The 20,343-nt window shown below is 73.2% G+C and carries 15 protein-coding genes and 2 pseudogenes; 12 read left to right on the top strand and 5 right to left on the bottom strand.

The genetic code is table 11. The annotated features are described in order from the left end of the window. From QCN29_RS20465 to argF, 3 genes and pseudogenes are all read left to right on the top strand, one after another. Positions 1 to 1,341: pseudogene (locus QCN29_RS20465) on the top strand (hypothetical protein); the annotation flags it as partial. Positions 1,342 to 1,510: 169 nt separating this feature from the next. Next, positions 1,511 to 2,743 (top strand): arginine deiminase, encoded by a 1,233-nt coding sequence (locus tag QCN29_RS20460; RefSeq protein WP_279929842.1) that lies wholly within the window; start codon positions 1,511 to 1,513, stop codon positions 2,741 to 2,743. Positions 2,744 to 2,843: 100 nt separating this feature from the next. After that, the gene (gene argF / locus QCN29_RS20455; protein ID WP_279929840.1) at positions 2,844 to 3,854 is read left to right on the top strand and encodes an ornithine carbamoyltransferase; all 1,011 of its coding nucleotides are present in this window, start codon (positions 2,844 to 2,846) and stop codon (positions 3,852 to 3,854) included. Between the two features lie 285 nt (positions 3,855 to 4,139). Here the strand turns inward: argF and QCN29_RS20450 are convergent, their stop codons facing one another. After that, positions 4,140 to 4,616, bottom strand: coding sequence for an ATP-binding protein (locus tag QCN29_RS20450; protein ID WP_279929839.1), 477 nt, complete (start codon positions 4,614 to 4,616; stop codon positions 4,140 to 4,142). Between the two features lie 184 nt (positions 4,617 to 4,800). On the opposite strand from QCN29_RS20450, the gene QCN29_RS20445 reads away from it, so the two are divergent. Beyond that, positions 4,801 to 5,628: an enoyl-CoA hydratase family protein gene (locus QCN29_RS20445; protein WP_279929838.1), complete on the top strand. Its 828-nt coding sequence runs from the start codon at positions 4,801 to 4,803 to the stop codon at positions 5,626 to 5,628. Beyond that, positions 5,628 to 8,114: a bifunctional salicylyl-CoA 5-hydroxylase/oxidoreductase gene (locus QCN29_RS20440; RefSeq protein ID WP_279929837.1), complete on the top strand. Its 2,487-nt coding sequence runs from the start codon at positions 5,628 to 5,630 to the stop codon at positions 8,112 to 8,114. The genes QCN29_RS20445 and QCN29_RS20440 overlap by 1 nt, the downstream gene beginning before the upstream one ends. 209 nt (positions 8,115 to 8,323) lie before the next feature. On the opposite strand, the gene QCN29_RS20435 is transcribed toward QCN29_RS20440, so the two are convergent. After that, complete coding sequence (locus tag QCN29_RS20435; protein WP_279929835.1) at positions 8,324 to 9,142, bottom strand: PaaX family transcriptional regulator; 819 nt, start codon at positions 9,140 to 9,142, stop codon at positions 8,324 to 8,326. Between the two features lie 22 nt (positions 9,143 to 9,164). After that, positions 9,165 to 10,793: an AMP-binding protein gene (locus tag QCN29_RS20430; RefSeq protein WP_279929834.1), complete on the bottom strand. Its 1,629-nt coding sequence runs from the start codon at positions 10,791 to 10,793 to the stop codon at positions 9,165 to 9,167. 119 nt (positions 10,794 to 10,912) lie between these two features. On the opposite strand from QCN29_RS20430, the pseudogene QCN29_RS20425 reads away from it, so the two are divergent. The 4 genes and pseudogenes from QCN29_RS20425 to QCN29_RS20410 all read left to right on the top strand — a co-directional run. Beyond that, a pseudogene (locus tag QCN29_RS20425) lies at positions 10,913 to 12,031 on the top strand (acyl-CoA dehydrogenase family protein); the annotation flags it as partial. Positions 12,032 to 12,342: 311 nt separating this feature from the next. Next, positions 12,343 to 12,741 (top strand): RidA family protein, encoded by a 399-nt coding sequence (locus QCN29_RS20420; protein WP_279929833.1) that lies wholly within the window; start codon positions 12,343 to 12,345, stop codon positions 12,739 to 12,741. A 138-nt stretch (positions 12,742 to 12,879) separates the two neighbouring features. Then, the gene (locus tag QCN29_RS20415; RefSeq protein WP_279929832.1) at positions 12,880 to 14,424 is read left to right on the top strand and encodes an MFS transporter; all 1,545 of its coding nucleotides are present in this window, start codon (positions 12,880 to 12,882) and stop codon (positions 14,422 to 14,424) included. A gap of 38 nt (positions 14,425 to 14,462) precedes the next feature. Further along, a complete protein-coding gene (locus tag QCN29_RS20410; RefSeq protein WP_279929831.1) occupies positions 14,463 to 15,917 on the top strand; it encodes a PP2C family protein-serine/threonine phosphatase in 1,455 nt (484 codons plus the stop codon). Between the two features lie 41 nt (positions 15,918 to 15,958). On the opposite strand, the gene QCN29_RS20405 is transcribed toward QCN29_RS20410, so the two are convergent. Together QCN29_RS20405 and QCN29_RS20400 are read right to left on the bottom strand one after the other, a co-directional pair. Continuing rightward, positions 15,959 to 16,564 carry a TetR/AcrR family transcriptional regulator gene (locus QCN29_RS20405; protein WP_279929830.1) on the bottom strand — a complete coding sequence of 202 codons (606 nt, stop codon included), beginning with the start codon at positions 16,562 to 16,564 and terminating at the stop codon, positions 15,959 to 15,961. 36 nt (positions 16,565 to 16,600) lie between these two features. Next, positions 16,601 to 17,281 (bottom strand): SAM-dependent methyltransferase, encoded by a 681-nt coding sequence (locus QCN29_RS20400; protein WP_279929829.1) that lies wholly within the window; start codon positions 17,279 to 17,281, stop codon positions 16,601 to 16,603. 96 nt (positions 17,282 to 17,377) lie between these two features. On the opposite strand from QCN29_RS20400, the gene QCN29_RS20395 reads away from it, so the two are divergent. The 3 genes from QCN29_RS20395 (at position 17,378) to QCN29_RS20385 (ending at position 20,232) form a co-directional block, all read left to right on the top strand. Next, positions 17,378 to 18,301, top strand: a complete 924-nt coding sequence (locus tag QCN29_RS20395) for an NAD(P)/FAD-dependent oxidoreductase (RefSeq protein ID WP_279929828.1) — start codon at positions 17,378 to 17,380, stop codon at positions 18,299 to 18,301. Positions 18,302 to 18,691: 390 nt separating this feature from the next. Further along, a complete protein-coding gene (locus QCN29_RS20390; RefSeq protein WP_279929827.1) occupies positions 18,692 to 18,871 on the top strand; it encodes a hypothetical protein in 180 nt (59 codons plus the stop codon). Then, the gene (locus QCN29_RS20385) at positions 18,871 to 20,232 is read left to right on the top strand and encodes a PP2C family protein-serine/threonine phosphatase (protein WP_279929825.1); all 1,362 of its coding nucleotides are present in this window, start codon (positions 18,871 to 18,873) and stop codon (positions 20,230 to 20,232) included. The genes QCN29_RS20390 and QCN29_RS20385 overlap by 1 nt, the downstream gene beginning before the upstream one ends. Positions 20,233 to 20,343 lie beyond the last annotated feature (111 nt).

The raw sequence follows: 20,343 nt of genomic DNA, 5'->3' as shown, positions 1-20,343 counted from the left end.
CCGCACGACCCGTACGGCGACGGCCCGGGGGCCGCGCCGTCGGAGCCGGCAGGCCGGGGCGAGGGCTGGGAGGGCGTCTCCGGGCAGGACTCGTTCGGCGGTCGGGCGAGTGGTCCGGGCCCGCGGGGTCAGGGTCGGCATGACCCGTACGGCGAGGGGGCCGGCGCTGCGTCGCCCGGGGTGCCGGACCGGGCCGGGGGGCCGGAGTTCGCTTCGGGGCAGGTGCCGTTCGGTGATCGGGCCGGTGGGCCGGGCCCGCGGGCGGAGGGCCCGCACGGCCCGCACGACCCGTACGGCGACGCCGCAGGCCCGGGGCAGGACGGCGCGTACCGGGACGGAGCGTGGGGAGGTCCGACGGGGCGTTCGTCCGTGCCGTCGTCCGGTGGCCGGTACGCCGATGACACCGGGGGCGCGGTCCTCCGGGGGGCGTCCGGGAGCCCGGCCGCGCCCGCGGTGCACGGGCCGCAGGGACAGGCGTCCTCCCGGGCGGAGGCCCGTACCGCGTCGGCGTTCCCGCCCCCGCCGGACGGCGCGCCGGAACCGGTGACGCAGCCCGCGGCCGCGCCGGAGCGCTCCCCTGCCTGGCAGACGCCGCGGGGCGAGGTCCCGGTCGTCCCCCCGGAGTGGCGGGCGCCAGACCGGCCGCCCCGACGCCTCCCCAGGCTCGGCCGGCGGCCCCGCGGGGATCTGCAGACCCTGCTGGGCGGCCTTGAGGCCCAGCCCCGGAACCCCTCCGCCCCGGCCTCCGCCGCGGACGAGGCGCTTGTCGACGCGTTGCGCGAGCACCTTCCCTACGAGGCGACGACCCGGCTGCTGGCCGAGATCGCGCGCAGATGGCCGAGCTGGCCGCACAAGATGCGGCGCGAGCTGTGCCTCGCCGTCCTCGATCTGGGCCTGCTGGTGACGGACGACCGTCCCGGCTGCCCCGGCGACGATCTGCGGGCCGCCAACGCCGCTTCCCTGTACCGCTGGGCGGTGCGCCCGCTGGGCGGCGAGCCCCAGGTGGCCGACGGACTGGCCGAGCTGCTGCCGCGGCTGAGCCGGTCGGACGGCGCGGGCCGCGCCGCGTTCTGGCAGATCGTGGAGGGCACGCGGGACGACGACGCACTGCTGGACGCCGCGGTGTGGCGGACCCTGGTGACGACGGCGCACGGACGGCCGCCGCGCCCGGCCGCCTCCCCGGCGGCGCGGTCGAGCGGCTGGGGAGGCGGCGGCACCCGCACCGTTCGGCCGGCCTCCGGCCGGGCAGGTTCCCAGGACGGCCGGTGGATCGTCACCACCATGGTGTGCGTCCTCGCGGCCTGCGTGGGGCTGATCGTCCTGCTGGCGCAGCTGGCGTAGTCCGGGTGACGCCCGCGGCCCGTGCGGGCGGAACCCGACCGGAGACCCGCATCGGATTCCGCCCGGAGACCTGCCCGGAGACCCGCACCGGTTTCCGCTCGGAGACCCGGGCGGAAACTGGTGCGCCGTTCGCCGGGTGAACGGCGCACCGCGCGGTGAGGATGAGGGCATGGGATTCCATGTCGACTCCGAGACCGGGCGGCTGAGCCGGGTCATCCTGCACCGGCCCGATCTGGAACTGAAGCGGCTCACGCCGTCCAACAAGGACGCCCTGCTCTTCGACGACGTGCTGTGGGTGCGCCGGGCGCGTCAGGAGCACGACGGCTTCGCCGACGTGCTGCGCGACCGCGGCGTCGAGGTGTACCTCTTCGGCGATCTGCTCCGTGAGTCGATGGAGATCCCGGAGGCCAGGAAGCTCGTCCTGGACCGGGTCTTCGACGAGAAGGAGTACGGGCCGCTCGCCGCCGACCACCTCAGATCCGCGTTCGAGGAGCTGTCCGCCGCGGATCTCGTCGAGGCGCTGGTGGGCGGGATGACCAAGCGGGAGTTCCTCGCCGGTCACTCCGAGCCGACGTCCGTCCGCTTCCATGTGATGGATCTGGACGACTTCCTGCTGCGCCCGCTGCCCAATCATCTGTTCACCCGTGACACCTCCGCATGGATCTACGACGGGGTGTCCATCAACGCCATGCGCTGGCCGGCGCGGCAGCGGGAGACGGTGCACTTTGAGGCGATCTACCGGCACCATCCGCTGTTCACCGGGCCGCAGGCCGGGCCGTTCCATCACTGGTCGGAGGGGCAGGGCGACTATCCGTCCACCATCGAGGGCGGTGATGTGCTGGTCATCGGCCATGGCGCGGTGCTGATCGGGATGAGCGAGCGCACCACTCCGCAGGCCGTGGAGATGCTGGCGCGGGGCCTGTTCGCGGCCGGCTCCGCGCGTACGATCGTGGCGCTCGACATGCCCAAGCGGCGTGCGCTGATGCATCTCGACACGGTCATGACCATGGTCGACCGGGACACCTTCACCCAGTACGCGGGGCTCGGCATGCTCCGCTCGTACACCATCGAGCCTGCCGAGGGCGCGCAGGGGCTCAGGGTCAGCGACCATCCGCCGGAGCAGATGCACAGCGCCATCGCCGCGGCGCTGGGGATGAAGGAGATCCGGGTGCTCACCGCCACCCAGGACGTCCACTCGGCCGAGCGCGAGCAGTGGGACGACGGCTGCAATGTGCTGGCCGTGGAGCCGGGCGTGGTGGTGGCGTACGAGCGCAACGCCACCACCAACACCCATCTGCGGAAACAGGGCATCGAGGTGATCGAGATCCCCGGCAGCGAACTGGGCCGGGGCCGGGGAGGCCCGCGCTGTATGAGCTGTCCGGTCGAGCGGGACGCCGTCTAGCGTTCCCGCACCCCACCGATGCACCCCGGCTCTGTATATGAATGCGAAAGCTTGTATATACTTCCAGCCGCACCGCAACCGCGACCCAGGAGCAGCCGTTATGGCGACACACCTCGCAGGCCGCCACTTCCTCAAGGAGCTGGACTTCACCGCAGCCGAGTTCCGCGGCCTGATCGAGCTGGCCGCGGAACTCAAGGCCGCCAAGCGGGCGGCGGCCGAGGTTCAGCGGCTGCGCGGCAGGAACATCGCGCTGATCTTCGAGAAGACGTCCACCCGCACCCGCTGCGCCTTCGAGGTGGCCGCCGCGGACCAGGGGGCGTCGACCACGTATCTGGACCCGTCGGGCTCGCAGCTGGGGCACAAGGAGTCGGTGAAGGACACCGCTCGCGTCCTCGGCAGGATGTTCGACGCGATCGAGTACCGGGGCGACAGCCAGGCGGCGGTCGAGGAACTCGCCGCATATGCGGGAGTGCCGGTCTACAACGGCCTCACCGACGACTGGCACCCCACCCAGATGCTGGCCGACGTCCTCACCATGACCGAGCACCGCGACCGGCCGCTGGAGGAGATCTCCTTCGCCTACCTCGGTGACGCCCGGTTCAACATGGGCAACTCCTACCTGGTGACCGGCGCACTGCTGGGCATGGACGTACGGATCGTCGCCCCCCGGGCGTACTGGCCGTCCGAGCGGGTGCAGGCCCGCGCCCGCGCCGCCGCCGAGGCGAGCGGCGCACGGATCACCCTCACCGAGGACATCGGGGACGGAGTGCGCGGCGCGGACTTCATCGCGACGGACGTCTGGGTGTCGATGGGGGAGCCCAAGGAGGTCTGGGACGAGCGGATCACGGATCTTCGGCCGTACGCCGTGACCATGGACGTGCTGCGCGCGACCGGCAACACGGCGGTGAAGTTCCTGCACTGCCTCCCCGCGTTCCACGATCTCGGCACCGCGATCGGCCGGGAGGTCCATCAGAACCACGGGCTGCGCGAGCTCGAAGTCACCGACGAGGTCTTCGAGTCGGAGCACTCCATCGTCTTTGACCAGGCCGAGAACCGCATGCATACGATCAAGGCCGTGATGGTCGCCACATTGGGGGCGCAAGCGGCCTAGTGCCCCTCCCGGCAAGCTTTGCCCCGTCGCGCCGCCCTGCACGCACTCCCCCTGGGCCCTGCGGGCCCGGGAGGTGCCCCCACGCCGTGTTGGCCAAAAGCCCAAGTAGCTCCGCTACGAGGACTTCCGGCCGCCTTGCGATCGCACGCACCGGACGACGCTCCTTGACGGGCAAACATTGCCGGTCGCGGCACTAGCTCCTCGTGGCCGGGGCGGCGCTGTAAGCGGGATACGGCCGCCGCCGTTCACGGCTGGCCGCCGTGCGGGACACCCGGCCCGAGCCGGTCAGCGCCGCATCGAGAGGGTGAACCAGACCGCCTTGCCCGCGGGGGTGGGGCGGTGCCCGCAGGCGGAGCTCAGGGTGCGGAGCAGCAGCAGGCCCCGGCCGTGCTCCTGCCAGGGGTCCGGCTGGCAGCCCGGCCCCGGCGGGGTGAGGTCGCCGGGCGGCGCCGGATCGCCGTCGTGGACCTCTATCCGGCAGCCGGACGGCAGCAGTTCCACGACCAACTCGACGGGGGCCGCACCGGCCGCGTGTTCGACGGCGTTGGCCACCAGCTCGGCGGTGAGCAGCTCGGCGGTGTCGCTGTACGCCGTTCCCCCCGCTTCGGCCAGCGCCGTACGGATCAGGGCGCGCGCCATGGGCACGGCGGCAGCCGTGCGCGGGAGCGCGATACGCCAGGAGCCGTGGCCGGGGGCCGGGCTGTGGCCGGGTGCATGGAGCAAGATCCGCTGTCCGTTCGGGGAGATTGTGGCGACAACCATACGAACGGTTGTCTGTCTGGGATGCGACCTGTGCCACATCTGAGACGGGTTCATGTCCGAAGACGGACATCTGACCGCTGTATCGCGTATACGTGACGGCAGTCACGTAAGGGTGATAGCTTCGAAGGGCGGCAGGCAGTCCGCTCGCACCGGCAGTCCGTTCGCAGAAGGAGGCCACTCGCCCATGAGTCCCTTCACCGGATCCGCGCAGAGCACCGAGAAATGGCGTCATCTGCGGCTGGCGACGGACGACGGCGTCGCGACCGTCACCCTCGCCCGCCCCGAGAAGCTCAATGCGCTCACCTTCGGCGCGTACGCGGATCTCCGCGATCTGCTGGCCGAGCTGTCCCGTGAGCGGTCCGTACGCGCCCTCGTCCTCGGCGGCGAGGGCCGGGGTTTCTGCTCCGGCGGCGACGTCGACGAGATCATCGGCGCGACGCTCTCCATGGACGCCGCCCGGCTGCTGGACTTCAACCGGATGACCGGCCAGGTCGTGCGGGCCGTGCGGGAGTGTCCCTTCCCCGTCGTCGCGGCCGTCCACGGCGTCGCGGCGGGCGCCGGCGCGGTGCTCGCCCTCGCCGCCGACTTCCGCGTCGCCGACCCGTCGGCCCGGTTCGCCTTCCTCTTCACCAAGGTGGGGCTCTCCGGGGGCGACATGGGCGCCGCCTATCTGCTGCCCCGGGTCGTCGGCCTCGGCCATGCGACCCGCCTGCTGATGCTGGGCGAACCGGTCGACGCCGCAGAGGCCGAACGCATCGGCCTCATCAGCGAACTGACACCCGAGTCCCAGGCCCCCGCCCGCGCCGCCGCCCTCGCCCGCCGCCTTGCCGAGGGCCCCGCCCTCGCCCACGCCCAGACGAAGGCCCTCCTCACGGCGGAGCTGGACATGCCGCTCGCGGCGGCCGTCGAACTGGACGCGTCGACGCAGGCGCTGCTGATGAAGGGGGAGGACTACGCGGAGTTCCACGCGGCGTTCACGGCGAAGCGCGCGCCCGAGTGGCGGGGGCGGTGATGTCCCCCATCCCTCCCGCTACGCCCTGGGGTGCGGGAGGACCCCCACTTCCCGAAGCCGGGGGCAGGCCCCCGGATCCCCGTACGGCCTCCGATGGAGCCCCTCCGGCGCTTGAGGAGCGGGGGTCCGGGGGCGCAGCCCCCGAATACACAGCGGCGCCCACGCCCGCCCTCCGCATCGCCGTCATCGGCGGCGGCCCCGGCGGCCTCTACGCCGCCGCGCTGCTCAAGCGGCTCGACCCCGCCCGCACCCTCACCGTCCACGAGCGGAACACCCCCGACGACACCTTCGGCTTCGGCGTCGTCCTCTCCGACGAGACCCTCGGCGGCATCGAGCACGCCGACCCCGACGTCTACCGCGCGCTGCGGCGCGAGTTCGTCCGCTGGGACGACATCGACATCGTCTGCCACGGCCGTACCCTCACCTCCACCGGCCACGGCTTCGCAGCCCTCGGCAGACGCCGACTGCTCCAGATCCTGCACGAGCGCTGCCGCGGCCTCGGCGTGGAGCTCCGCTTCGGCACACCCGCCCCGCCCGCGGCGGAACTCGCCCGCACACACGACCTGGTGATCGCCGCGGACGGGGTGCACAGCACCACCCGCTCCGAGCACCCCGACGCCTTCGGCCCGCGGATCACCACTCACCGCTGCCGCTACATATGGCTCTCCGCCGACTTCGCGTTCGACGCGTTCCGCTTCGAGATCGCCGAGACCGAGCACGGCGTGATGCAGCTCCACGCCTACCCGTATGCCCGACGCCTCCCCTCGACGAGGCCCTCCGGGCCGGAACGGCAGCCGTCAGGAGCCTCCACCGTCATCGTCGAGATGCGCGAGGAGGTCTGGCGCGCCGCAGGTCTCGCGGACTGCGACGAGCAGCAGTCCGCCGAGCGCTGCGCCAAGATCTTCGCCGAGGCCCTCGGCGGACGGCCGCTGCGCGGCAACAACAGCGCCTGGACCGCCTTCCGCACCGTCGTCAACGACCGCTGGACCCACGGCAACACCGTGCTGCTCGGCGACGCCGCCCACACCGCCCACTTCTCCATCGGCTCCGGCACCAAGCTCGCCGTCGAGGACGCGCTCGCACTCGCCGCGTGCATCGAGGAGCAGCCCACGCTCCCCGAAGCGCTCGCCGCATACGAGGCAGAGCGCCGCCCCGTCGTCGAGTCCACCCAGCGCGCCGCCGCCGCGAGCCTGCGCTGGTTCGAGGAGCTCGGCGGCTATCTGGGCCAGCCGCCCCGCCAGTTCGCCTTCAACCTGCTCACCCGCAGCCGCCGCGTCACCCATGACAACCTCAGGCTCCGCGACCGTGCCTTCACCGATTCCGTGGAGCGGGACTTCGGCTGCCCGCCCGGCACACCTCCCATGTTCACGCCGTTCCGGCTGCGCGGACTGACGCTGCGCAACCGCGTCGTCGTCTCGCCCATGGACATGTACGCCGCCGAGGACGGCGTCCCCGGAGACTTCCACCTCGTCCATCTCGGCGCCCGCGCCCTCGGCGGCGCGGGTCTGGTGATGACCGAGATGGTGTGCGTCAGCCCCGAGGGCCGGATCACGCCCGCCTGCGCCGGCCTGTACACCCGCGGCCAGAGCGAGGCCTGGCGGCGTGTCACCGACTTCGTCCACACCAGCGCGCCCGGCACGGCCATCGGCGTGCAGCTCGGCCACTCGGGCCGCAAGGGCTCCACCAAGGTCATGTGGGAGGGCATCGACCAGCCGCTGGACCACGGCAACTGGCCGCTGGCCGCGGCCTCCCCGCTGCCGTACCGCGCGGGGGTCAACCAGGTGCCGCACGCGCTTGACCGCGCCGGGCTCACCGAGATCCGGGAGCAGTTCGCCGCGGCGGCAGGCCGTGCCGCGCACGCCGGGTTCGACCTGCTCGAGCTCCACTGCGCCCACGGCTATCTGCTCTCCGGGTTTCTCTCCCCGCTGACCAACCACCGCACCGACGCCTACGGCGGCAGCCTCTCCCGCCGCCTCCGCTACCCCCTCGAAGTGTTCGACGCCGTACGCGAGCGCTGGCCCCACGACAAGCCGATGACGGTCCGCATCTCGGCCGTCGACTGGTTCCCGGGCGGCGTCGTCGCGGACGACGCCGTCGAGATCGCCCGTGCCTTCGCAGCCCACGGCGCGGACGCCGTCGACGTGTCCAGCGGCCAGGTCGTCCCTCAGGAGCGCCCCGAGTTCGGCCGCTCTTACCAGACGCCCTACGCCGACCGCATCCGCAACGAGCTGCACATCCCGGTGATCGCCGTGGGCGCGATCTCCTCGTGGGACGACGTCAACTCGATCCTCCTGGCCGGCCGGGCCGATCTGTGCGCCCTGGCCCGCCCCCACCTCTACGATCCGCACTGGACCCTGCACGCGGCGGCCGACCAGGAGTACGCGGGCGAGGCGGCGCCCTGGCCGCCGCCGTACCGCGCGGGCAGCCGCAAACCCCCTACGGGCCGCACCGAGGCGCCCAAGCCCCGTCTCACCCTGGACCCCTAGGGGGCCCTCCCGTAACCGGGGGCTTCCCCCTCCAGACCCCGGTACGGCCTGAAGGCCGTGTCCTCGAGACCGCAAGGCGGCCGGAAGTCCTCGGAGCGGAGCTGCTCGGGCTTTCGGCCAACGCAGCGTGGGGGTGCCTCCCGGGCCCGCAGGGCCCAGGGGGAGTGCGGTGCAGGGCGGCGCGACAGGGCAGGCCCGCCGGGAGGGCACTAGGCTCCCCGGACCGTGCCGACGAACTCCGCCCCCGCGTCCCGCAGCCGCGCGTGCAGCCGTGCGAAGACCTCGGCCGAGCGGCCTCCCGGCCAGCCCTGCGGCAGCAGCGCCTCCGGCAGCCCGGGGTCCGCGTACGGCAGACGCCGCCAGGAGTCCAGGGCCGTCAGATAGTCCCGGTAGGCCTCCTCGGGCGGGGTGTCCTCGCGCGACTCCCAGCCCCGCAGCACCGGCTCGTGCAGATCGAGGAACTGCTCGTGCTGTTTGGCGATGGCCGTCAGATCCCACCAGCGGGCCGCCGCCTCCGCCGTCGGCGCGAAGCCGAGGTGCTCGCCGCGGAACAGCTCCACATACGGGTCGAGTTGCAGCCGCCGCAGGGTGTGCCGGGCCTCCTCGTACAGCCGCGCCGGCGCGATCCACACGCCCGGTGCGGCTGAGCCGAAGCCCAGGCGGGACAGCCGGGAGCGCAGCAGATGGCGCTTGTGCCGCTCCGACTCGGGCACCGAGAACACCGCGAGCACCCAGCCTTCGGACAGCTCGGGGGAGGTGCGGGCGTAGATCCGCCGGTCCCCGTCGTCGAGGAGCTGCCGGGCGTCCTCTGACAGGGCGTAGCCCGCGGCCCCCTGGTCCGTACGCCCGGAGACCAGCAGTCCGCGGCGCTTGAGCCGGGAGACGGAGGAGCGTACGGACGGGGCGTCCACGCCGAGGACCGCGAGGAGCCGGATGAGTTCGGCCACGGGAAGCGGCCCCGGCCGTTCGCGTCCGTACGCGCCGTACAGGGTGACGATCAGGGAGCGGGGAGTGTGCTGCTCGGCCACGTGATCACTCTAGAGCCAGGGTTCACCGAAGGTCTCGCAGCCTGAAGCGCTGGAGCTTCCCGGTCGCGGTGCGCGGCAGGGCGTCGAGGAAGACGATGGAGCGCGGGCACTTGTACGGGGCGAGCCGTTCCCGCACCGCGGCGTTCAGCGCCTGCACGGCGTCGTCCCCCGGGGCCGCGCCTTCGCGGAGCACCACGTACGCCACGGCGATCTGGCCGCGCAGCTCGTCCGGGCGGCCGACGACCGCGGCCTCCGCCACGTCCGGATGGTGCAGCAGCGCGTCCTCGACCTCGGGCCCCGCGATGTTGTACCCGGCCGAAATGATCATGTCGTCGGCGCGGGCGACATAGCGGAAGTAGCCGTCCCGCTCCCGCACATATGTGTCGCCGGTCAGATTCCAGCCGTCCCGCACGTACTCCGTCTGGCGCGGATCGGCCAGATAGCGGCAGCCGACCGGGCCGCGCACGGCCAGCAGTCCCGGCTCGCCGTCGGGCAGGGGCCGGCCGGAGGGGTCCACGATCCGCGCCTGCCAGCCCGGTACGGGCAGCCCGGTGGCGCCGGGCCGGATCGCCTCGTCGGCGGCGGAGATGAAGATATGCAGCAGTTCGGTCGCGCCGATGCCGTTGATGATCCGCAGGCCGGTCCGCTCGTGCCAGGCACGCCAGGTGGCCGCCGGGAGGTTCTCCCCGGCCGACACGCAGCGCCGGAGCGAGCCGAGGTCGTGCCCGCCGCCGTCCCGGCCGAGGCTCTCCAGCATCACCCGGTAGGCGGTGGGCGCGGTGAACAGCACCGACACCCGGTGCTCCGCGATCGCCGGCAGCAGCTGCTTCGGCCCCGCCTGCTCCAGCAGCAGCGCGGAGGCCCCCGCCCGCAGGGGGAAGACGACGAGGCCGCCGAGGCCGAAGGTGAAGCCCAGCGGAGGGCTGCCCGCGAAGACGTCTTCGGGTTCCGGGCGCAGCACTTGTGCGGAGAAGGTGTCGGCGACGGCCAGCACATCGCGGTGGAAGTGCAGACAGCCCTTGGGCCGCCCGGTGGTGCCGGAGGTGAAGGCGATCAGCGCCACGTCGTCGGCCGCCGTCGGAACCGCCGGGTACGGGGTCGGCGGCGCGGCTGCGGCCAGCCGCAGCAGGTCGTCCGGGCCGTCGGAGCCGTAGGGGGTGATGCGCAGTCCGGGCGCCTTGGCCTCCGTCAGCCCTTCGAGCGACCGCTCGTCGCACAGCGCATGGCTGACCTCGGCGAGTTCGCAGATCGTCCGCAGTTCCCGGGCGCGCTGCTGGGCCAGTACGGTGACGGCCACCGCGCCCGCCTTCAGCACAGCCAGCCAGCAGGCGGCCAGCAGGGGTGTGGTCGGCCCGCGGAGCAGGACGCGGTTGCCCGGCACCACGCCCAGGCGGGCCGTCAGCACATGCGCGATCCGGTCGACCTGCTCGCGGAGCCGCCCGTAGGTCCACGGTTCGCCGGAGCCGGTGCGGAAGGCAGGCCGTCCGGGCCCGAAGCGTTCGACGGTGGCGTCCAGCAGCTCCACGGCGCAGTTCAGCCGCCGGGGATAGGACGGCCCGGGCGGCCCGTACAGCAGATCGGGCCACTGTGCGGTCGGCGGCAGCCGGTCGCGCGCGAAGGTGTCGAGATGGGCCGAGGGTGTCAGCTCCATGGTCGTTCGCCCCCCTTGCCGTGGTGGCGGCCTTGTCGCGGTGGCGTCGCACAAGGAGCGTATCGTGATGGTGACGACAGTCAACGGTTCGCGATAGCGACAGAGGGAGTGGGGCAGGAATGTCCGTATTCTCACTCGACCCGGCACAGATCGCCTGGTGTGCGCAACTGCGCACGCTCGCCGCCGAACGGCTCAGGCCGCTCGCCGAGGCGGGCGAGCCGGGCCGCGTCAACCGCCCCCTGGTCGCCGCGCTCGGCGAACTGGGCCTGCTCAGAAGGGTCTTCACGGGCAGTGCGCTGGAACTCTGCCTGCTGCGCGAATCCCTCGCCCACGGCAGTACGGAGGCCGAGACCGCCCTCGCCCTCCAGGGGCTGGGGGCGGCCCCGGTGCACCAGGCGGGCACCAGGGCGCAGCGGGAACGCTGGCTGCCCGAGGTGGCCGCCGGGCGGGCCGTCGCCGCCTTCGCGCTCAGCGAGCCGGAAGCCGGCTCGGACGCGGCGGCCATCGCCCTGAAGGCCGCGCCGGACGGCCCCGGCTGGCGGCTCAGCGGCGAGAAGTGCTGGATCTCCAACGCCCCGGAGGCGGACTTCTACACCGTCTTCGCCCGTACGGCCGAGGGCGCGGGCACCAGCGGCATCACCGCCTTCCTCGTCCCGGCCGACCGTCCCGGCCTGTCAGGCTCCCCGCTGGAGATGCTCTCCCCGCACCCGATCGGCGCCCTCTCCTTCGACGGCGTTCCGGTCGGCCCCGACGACGTCCTGGGCCAGGCGGACCGCGGCTTCCGGGTGGCGATGCGCACCCTCGACCTGTTCCGCCCCAGCGTCGGCGCGTTCGCCGTCGGCATGGCGCAGGCCGCCCTGGACGCGGCGCTGGCGCACACGGCGGTCCGCACCGCCTTCGGCGGGCCGCTCAGGGACCTCCAGTCCGTGGCCCACACGGTCGCCGAGATGGCCACCCGCACCGAGGCCGCCAGGCTGCTCGTCTACGCCGCCGCCGCCGCGTACGACGACGGGGCAGCCGATGTCCCCGCCCGCTCGGCGATGGCGAAGCTGCTGGCCACGGAGACGGCCCAGTATGTGGTGGACGCGGCCGTCCAACTGCACGGCGCCCGGGCGCTGCGCCGCGGACATCTGCTGGAACACCTCTACCGCGAGGTGAGGGCGCCCAGGATCTACGAGGGCGCCACCGAGGTCCAGCGCACGGTCATCGCCCGCCGGCTCTATGCGGCCGCCGGCCGGGGACCGGACGCGGCCGCGCCCCCCGCCGGGGCTCCGGCCGCCGGGCACTTTCCGACCGGGGGAGCGCCTCGGCCCACGAGCGCGACCCCGGACACGGGACCGTCGTCGGCGACGATGCGGGCCGGGGGCTTGGTGCGGGCGGCCGCAGGGCCGTCGGATACGGGACGGGGCCGGCCTTCCGGCTCCTCCTCGGCCGCCGGACCCTCTTCGCGACCGGAGCCGCCCCCGGGCACGGGAGCCGCCCCGGCCGGGCCGCACACGCCCGGCGCCAAGCCGCCTGCCGAGGAAGGTCCCGCCGAGGAGTCGCCCGTATGAGCCTGGACCGCCGCAACCCGGCCGAACTCTCCCCGCCCGCGGGCTTCTCGCACGCCGTCGTCGCCACCGGCTCGCGCGTGGTGTTCCTGGCCGGGCAGACCGCGCTCGACGGCCACGGGGCCGTCGTCGGGGACACGCTGCCCGAGCAGTTCGAGACCGCACTCTCGAATCTGCTCACCGCCCTCGCCGCGGCGGGCGGCGCCCCGCGCGACCTCGCCCGGGTCACCGTCTATGCCACGGACGTCGCCGACTACCGTGCGCACACCCCCGAACTGGGCCGGATCTGGCGGCGGCTCGCCGGCCGCGACTACCCGGCAATGGCCGTCCTCGGCGTCGTACGCCTCTGGGACGACCGGGCGCTCGTCGAGCTCGACGGCTTCGCCGTGCTCCCCTGAGCCGCCTTCCTCACCTCTCTGACCAGCTCATTCACCCTCCGCCCCGGTGTGATCGACTGGTGGGGCGGAGGAGGCAGCCTTACCGTCGAAGCGTGGGCGGTCACGTCTGCTGGCCCTCACACGAGGGCACGGTGCACCATGACCAGCTCGCAGCCGACGCCACCGCCGCGGACCGCCGCCTCGCACAAGGGCGACGGCAGCGGGATCGCGCTTCTGATCATCGCCTCGTGCCAGCTCATGGTGGTGCTCGACATCACCATCGTGAACATCGCGCTCCCGCACATCCAGCGAGCGCTCGACTTCTCCACCACCAACCTTTCGTGGGTCATCAACGCCTACACGCTGACCTTCGGCGGACTCCTGCTGCTCGGCGGCAGAACCGGCGACATCCTCGGACGCAGACGGGTCTTCATCTTCGGCGTCCTGCTCTTCGTCCTGGCCTCGCTGCTCGGCGGGCTCGCCCAGAACCCCGGCCAACTGCTCGCCGCACGCGCCCTGCAGGGCATGGGCGGGGCCGTCGCCTCCCCGACCGCGCTCGCGCTGATCAGCACCACCTTCGCCGAAGGACCGGCCCGCAACCGGGCGTTCGGCGTCTTCGCGGCCGTCTCCGCCGGCGGCGGCGCGATCGGACTGCTCGCCGGCGGCATCCTCGTCGAATGGCTCGACTGGCGCTGGGTGTTCTTCGTCAACGTCCCCATCGGACTGCTGATCGCACTGGCCGCTCCCCGCTGGATCCAGGAGTCCGAACGCCACCCCGGCAACTTCGACTTCGCCGGCGCGCTGACCTCCACCGCCGGCATGGTGTCACTCGTCTACGGCTTCATCCGCGCCGCCCAGCAGGGCTGGCGGGACGGACTGACCCTGGCCGCCTTCGGCGGGGCCGTGGTGCTGCTGTCGGCCTTCTTCCTGATCGAGCGGCGCTCCCGGCAGCCGATCACCCCGCTGAAGATGTTCGCAGACCGCAACCGGTCCGCCACCTACGGCATGATGCTCTGCCTCGCTGCCGCGATCTTCGGCATGTTCTTCTTCCTCACCCTCTTCGTGCAGAACGTGCTGGACTTCAGCCCACTGCAGGCCGGGCTCGCCTTCCTGCCCGTCAGCGCGGTCATCGCGGTCGGCGCGGGGACGGCCTCGCAACTGCTGCCCCGGTACGGCCCCAAGCCGTTCATGGTCGTCGGCGCGCTGCTGTCCGCCGCCGGGCTGTCCTGGCTGACGCTGACCGACATCCACTCGACCTACGCCGGCAGCATCCTCGGGCCCATGCTCGTCTTCAGCCTCGGCATGGGGCTGCAGTTCGTGTCGCTGACCCTGATGGCGCTGTCCGGGGTCCCGCCGCACGAGTCGGGCGCGGCGTCCGGCATCCTCAACGCCACCCAGCAGGTGGGCGGTTCGCTCGGACTGTCGATCCTCGTCACCGTCGCCGGGACGTACAGCGCCAACAAGGCCCGTGAGCTCATCCCGTCCTTCCTGGCCGACGCCACCCCCGCCCAGCGCGCCGAGTTCGCGCGCACCAGGGAACTCCCGCCGCCCTGGGGCGACCAGGTGCTCACCGCCGGGGCCTCGGCGGCCTTCGTCACCGCGGCCGCCTTCGCCGTGATCGGCGCGTTCATCGCGCTGTTCGCCATCCAGGTGCGGCCCTCCGACCTCGAACGCCTGCAAGGAGGTTTCACCCCCGAGCCGTGACGGCAGTCCGAGACGGGTGTGAGAGGGAGGAGGCGAACGTGTGCGCCGACGACTCGCCCGCCGTGGCGGGGGTCGCCCTGCTGGACGCGGACGCGAACTACCTCTTCGCGGACGACGCGTACCGCCGGATGACCGGGGAACCGGCCGGCGGCCTCGAAGGCCGGCCCGTCGGCGCCCGGGCCGCGGACGTCGCCGGGCCGCCGGGACTGCTGGCCGCCGTCCTCGCCGACGGACGCCCGCGCACCCACGCGAGCCCCGGCCGCCGCTGCACCTGGCAGCGGATGACCGGGGCACGCTCCCAGGCGCTCGGCCTCATCGGCGTACTGATCGAACAGGCCCCCGGCCCGCCGCCCCGCCTCCATGTCGCGGCGGCAGCCGACCGCATCGGCACGACCCTCGACGCGGAGACCACCTGCGAGGAACTCGCCCGCTATGTGAGCACCGCCCTCGCCGACGCCGCCGCCGTCGATCTGACGGCGGCCCCCGACCCGGCGGCCGCACCGCTGCGGCGCACCGCGGCGGCCGGCAGGACGGAACTGCTCGCCGACCCCGCCCCCGCGGCCGCCGCAGAACGGGCGATCCGGGAAGGCCGCCCCGTCCTCGACGACCGGTGGCTGGCCGCGCCCCTGATCGCCCGCGAACGAGCGCTGGGCGTGGTCCTGGCGGCACGTGCGCACTCCCGCTTCACCCGCGACGACGTACTCCTGACACAGTCGGCCGCGCTGCGTGCCGCGTTCGCCGTCGACCACGCCCGCCGCTACGCCGAGGCCCGGCGCACGGCCGTCGAGCTCCAGCGCGCCCTGCTGACCGACCCCGGCCTGCCGCACCCCAACCTCCAGCTCGCCACCCGCTATCTGCCCGCAGGGACCGGGGACCTGGTGGGCGGCGACTGGTTCGAGACCGTGCGCCTCCACTTCGGCCGCACACTGCTCGTCATGGGCGATGTGATGGGCCACGGCGTGGCCTCGGCCGTCGACATGAACAGCTACCGCGCCGCACTCCGCGACGTCGCCGCCGCCGACCTGCCGCCCCACCGAGTGCTGCGCCGCCTGGACATGGCCATCTCCGACGCCGCGTCCCGCCGCCCCGCGGCCTGCCTGCTCGCCCGCGTGGACCCGGCCCGCGGCATCGTCTCGTTCTCCAGCGCCGGCCATCTGCCGCCCGCCGTCTTCGCCGGCGACGGCGCCGCCGAGTTGGTCGACGTGCCCGTGGGCCCGCCCCTGGGCACGGGCCTCGGCGGCTATGACATCGTCAGCCGCCGGCTCCGCCCCGAGGACACGCTGCTGCTGTTCACCGACGGCCTGGTCGAACGCCGGGGCGAGGACATCGACACCTCCCTCGCCCGCCTCGCCCGCTTCCGCCCACGCCCCGGCTGCACGGTCGACGAACTGGCTGACGAGGTCCTCGCCCGCCTCGACGCCGCCCACGCGGCCGACGACGTGGCCCTGATGGCGGCCCGCATCCGCGAACGGGCCCTCCCGGAGCCGGACTGATCCATCCGAGGACCCGGCCCGCGTGGCCGCCGAACCACTCGTCAGGCGTGGCCCGTCGGGTGGGCGGCGACGACGCGGCGGAAGAGGGCTTGGACGGCGGTGGTGATGTCGGCGCCGGTCTTGGTGTGGTGGCAGGGGCCGGTGTAGGCGTGGGTGAGGAAGTCGGCGGTGAGCTCGGGGTCGGGGACGTCGAACTCACCGGCTCTGTGGCCTTCGGCGAGGAGGGTGACGAGCAGGTCGCGGGCGGCGGTCATGGGTTCCTCGCCGGCGGCGCCGCCGGGCTCGTGGAAGAGCCGGTGGTAGAGCTCGTGGTGGTCCTGCTCCGCGGCGATCCAGGCGGCGACGAGGCCGTCGAGGCGTTCGGTCCAGGTCAGGCCGGGCTGGGCCAGGAGAGCGGCGGGCTGCTGGAGCATCCGGTCCCACATCTCGGCCTGGAGGGCGGCCAGGAGTTCCTGTTTGGAGTCGAAGTAGAGGTAGACCGTGCCCTTGGCGACCCCGGCGCGGGCGGCGACCTTGCTGACGGTCAGCGCCTCGTATCCGTCGTCCAGGAGCAGGCCGGCCGTGGCGTCGAGGATCTGGCGGCGGCGGACGTCGGGGGGCTGGAAGCGTCCGGTCGGCTGGGCGGTTGCGGACCTCTCCGCGGGCACGGGCTCTCCTCGGTGGTGGGGGCTGCCGTGGGCCGGTCAGCCTGTGGTCTCCAGGGTGTCATGCGGCTTGCGGGCAATGACGATGACCGCGTGATCCTCGCTGGGGTGCTGGATCCGCGGCACCACCTGCCGCTCGGCGCGCACGACGTCCAGGCCGAGGCCGGTGAGGGCTTCGGTCAGCTCGGCGAGGGTGGCGAGGTCGCCGGGCTTTCCCCAGTCGCAGGCCTCCTCGTCCCATTCGCCGAGGGCCAGGATCCCGCCCGGGGCGAGTGCGGTGGCCAGGACGGCGAGGGTTGCGGTGCGGGCGGGGCCGCGGGGCGGCAGCGCGTAGGAGCTGAGGGCGAAGTCGTAGGCGGTCTCGGGCTGCCAGGTGGCGCTGTCGGCCACGGCGAGTTCGATCCGGTCGTCCAGGCCGCGGGCGCAGGCGCTGGCGCGGGTGGAGGCGATGGCGCGGGGGGCGAGGTCCACGCCGGTGACGCGCCAGCCGCGTTCGGCGAGCGCGAGGGCGTTGCCGCCGGCGCCGCAGCCCAGGTCCAGGGCCCTGCCCGGGAGCAGCCCGTAGGCGGGGGCGAGGAGCATCGGGTCGGGGGCGGCGGTGTCGCTGCCGTCGCCGGTGTAGAGGGCGTCCCACTCGAAGTCCGGGTACGAGGCGGCCCCGGGGCCGTGGGTGTGGTTGCCGTCCTGCGTACCGCAAGCGTGGCCGGTGGTGTGGGTCACATTTCCTCCAGTGGGAATGGAATCGATCGAATGACCGTTGGTCAGTAGTATGACCGCTGGTCATTCGATTCCGTCAAGTCCCTTCGGAGACATCTCATGGACACCACCGCCCAGTACGACACCGTGATCATCGGCGGCGGGCCCGCCGGACTGACCGCCGCGCTGACCCTGACCCGCTACCGCTGCCGCACCCTGGTGATCGAGTCCCCCGCCCCGCCCCGCAACGCCGCTTCCCGCGGTGTGCACGGCCTGATCGGCCTGGAGGGCGCCACCCCCGACGAGCTGCGCTCCCGCGCCTGGGACGAGCTGAGCCGCTACGGACTGGCCCAGCGGCTCGACGCCACGGTCGGCGAGATCACCCCGCTGCCCGGCGACGGCTTCACCGTGCGAACCGACGACGGCGCCACCGCCTGGGCCCGCAATGTCATCCTGGCCACCGGCGTCATCGACCAGCACCCCGACGGCGTGGAGGGCTTCGCCGCATGCTGGGGCCGCACGGTGATCCACTGCCCCTTCTGCATCGGCGAGGAGAACGCCGACCGCACCTGGGCCCTGGTCGCCGACGAGCCCGCCTACCTCGCCATGGCCGCCACCGCCTTCCGCGCCTGGACCGGCGACGCCATCGCCATCGCCCCGCCCTCGCTGCCCGGCGCCGACGACCTGCGCCGGAGTCTGCAGGAGCAGGGCAGCGATCTCGTCCAGGGCGAGATCACCCGCCTGCACCACACCGACGGCGACCTGCACGCCGTGGAGCTGGCCGACGGCGCCCTCCTGGAACGCCAGACCCTGCTCTGGCCGCAGCCGCAGCGGCAGGTCCCGCTCGTCGAGCGCCTGGTCGCGGAGCACGGCCTCGCCCTGAGCGACGGATACGTCACCGTGGACGACGGCCGCCAGACCAGCATCCCCGGCCTCTACGCCGCCGGCGACCTGACCGGCCAGACCTGGGAACAGGGAGTCGTGCCCGCCGTCACCGCCGGCAGCGCCGCAGCCGACGCCATCCACTTCGCCCGCCTGGCCTGACCGCCCCGACCCGCCGGCGTCGCGGTCGCCCCCCCCCTCGGGATCCGCAGTGTCCGGCTGGCAGGGTGCATCGGGCCGGAGGGGCTCAGGGCCCGGTCGGAGGCCCGGAGCGCCCCGGAGCCGCCTTGGCCGGTCCGTGTGTGGCATGCCGCTTGCGGAGTAATGAGGGGATTGGGCTATTCGGCTGTGTCACCCTGTGGTCTTGTTTGATCACGGTCGTGCCGGGAGGCCGGGGTGTACCGCCCACATAAGTGGCTGTGTGAACGGATCCGCCGGGACGGCCGTGCAGCCCCTGCCGTCCCGGCACGGGGTTGTGCCCGATGCAGCCGATCGGTCCCGCCCCGGTCGAGCCGCGCCGCCCGAGTGCGGTCCGAGCCGCGGGTGTACGGCTTGCTCGTCCTGGGCGATCGGCGGACCGCCGCGATCGCCGAAGCCGGCGTGCCCGCCCGGCCGCTCTTCCCGGTGACCACCGAGCGGCGCACCCCCAAGGGCACGCTGATCCAGACCGGCGCCGGCCCCGGACGACCGGAGGCCACCGCGAGCGAGTACCGGCAGAGCAGGCGAGGGTGATGGCGCACGGCGAGGAGAGAGAAGAGGGCAAACGGCAGTCCCGCGTCGACGCCCTGGAGCGACTGAACGCCGAACTGGGCAGGATCGATGCTCAGCTGCGCGCCCTGGCCGCCGCGAAGGACCGGATTCAGGGCCTGCTGGAGGCTGTGGTGGAGATCACCCGGGAGGTGGAGCTGCCCTCCGTGCTGCACCGCATCGTGACCACCGCCATGGACCTGGTCGGCGCCCGCTACGGGGCGCTCGGGGTTCTCGACGAGTCCGGCGACCAACTGGCGCAGTTCGTCGCGGTCGGCCTGGACGAGCAGGATCGCCAAGCGCTGGCCGACGTGGGTCTTCCTCGCGGCAGAGGCGTGCTCGGGTACCTGATCCACCATCCGCAGCCCTTGCGGGTGGACGACATCTCCTCCCACCCGGCCTCGGTCGGCTTCCCTCCCGGCCACCCTCCTATGCGCGCCTTCCTCGGCGTCGCCATCAGCGTCCGCGGCGACGTCTACGGCGACCTCTACCTCTCCGAGCGACGCGACGGACAGCCCTTCGACGTCGGCGACGAGAACATCGTCGTCGCCCTGGCCAGCGCCGCCGGCGTCGCGATCGAGAACGTCCGACTCCTCGAACAGGTCCGCGCCGGCTCCGAACAGTTCCAGCGGCGTCTGCTGCCGACGCTGCCCGACCTGCGGCCCTTCGACGCCGCAGCCATCTACCGTCCCGCTGCCGAACCCCACCATCTGGGCGGCGACTGGTACGACGCCATCCCGCTTCCGGACGGCGCGGTGGCGGTCGTCATCGGCGACGTGGTCGGCCACGATCTGGATGCCGCCGCCGCCATGGCCTCCACCCGCCACATGTTGCGCGCGCTGCTGTTCACCCTGCGCACTCCGCCCAGTGCCGTCCTCACCCAACTCGATCGCACCCTGGAGGCCATCACCGACAACCCCGTCACCACCACCAGCCTGGCGCGCATCGAACCCGACGGTGCGGCCTGGAGGTTGCTCTGGAGCAGCGCGGGCCACGTCCCGCCTCTGCTGATCACCCCCGACGGCCAGACGGAATACCTCTTCGCTGAGCCCGGACTGCCGCTGAACGTCGACAGCGGGCGGCCCCGCCCCGACCACACTCACCCCCTGCCCCCGGACGCCACCGTGGTCTTCTTCACCGACGGTCTGATCGAACACCCCGACCACCCGATCGACGAAACCCTGAGCGAACTCGCCGACGTCGCCACCGCGCACGCCTCCCTGCCCCTGCACGACTTCGTGCAGGCCCTGGCCGACCACAACCCCAGCGACAGGCACGACGACATGGCCCTCCTCGCCCTGCGCACGCCGAGCCGCAGCCGCACCGACCCAGAGCGACACGGCTGAGGCGGAACCGCCAGGGCGGCGACACCACCACGAGCGGTCACCCGGAGCAACCCGACGGCGCATATGGCGGAAGGTCACACAGATGGGCGGCGCAATGGCGGAACCGGCAGA

This window comes from Streptomyces chengmaiensis, assembly GCF_029846775.1.
In the GTDB taxonomy this organism is placed as follows: Bacteria; Actinomycetota; Actinomycetes; order Streptomycetales; family Streptomycetaceae; genus Streptomyces; species Streptomyces chengmaiensis.
This window is presented reverse-complemented; position numbering and strand designations above follow the sequence as displayed.

Excerpts from the sequence above, each read along its gene's own strand:
- QCN29_RS20460 (WP_279929842.1), top strand. The coding sequence starts at position 1,511 with ATGGGATTCCATGTCGACTCCGAGACCGGGCGGCTGAGCCGGGTCATC.
- argF (WP_279929840.1), top strand. The coding sequence starts at position 2,844 with ATGGCGACACACCTCGCAGGCCGCCACTTCCTCAAGGAGCTGGACTTC.
- QCN29_RS20450 (WP_279929839.1), bottom strand. The coding sequence starts at position 4,616 with ATGGTTGTCGCCACAATCTCCCCGAACGGACAGCGGATCTTGCTCCAT.
- QCN29_RS20445 (WP_279929838.1), top strand. The coding sequence starts at position 4,801 with ATGAGTCCCTTCACCGGATCCGCGCAGAGCACCGAGAAATGGCGTCAT.
- QCN29_RS20440 (WP_279929837.1), top strand. The coding sequence starts at position 5,628 with ATGTCCCCCATCCCTCCCGCTACGCCCTGGGGTGCGGGAGGACCCCCA.
- QCN29_RS20430 (WP_279929834.1), bottom strand. The coding sequence starts at position 10,793 with ATGGAGCTGACACCCTCGGCCCATCTCGACACCTTCGCGCGCGACCGG.
- QCN29_RS20420 (WP_279929833.1), top strand. The coding sequence starts at position 12,343 with ATGAGCCTGGACCGCCGCAACCCGGCCGAACTCTCCCCGCCCGCGGGC.
- QCN29_RS20415 (WP_279929832.1), top strand. The coding sequence starts at position 12,880 with ATGACCAGCTCGCAGCCGACGCCACCGCCGCGGACCGCCGCCTCGCAC.
- QCN29_RS20395 (WP_279929828.1), top strand. The coding sequence starts at position 17,378 with ATGGACACCACCGCCCAGTACGACACCGTGATCATCGGCGGCGGGCCC.
- QCN29_RS20385 (WP_279929825.1), top strand. The coding sequence starts at position 18,871 with ATGGCGCACGGCGAGGAGAGAGAAGAGGGCAAACGGCAGTCCCGCGTC.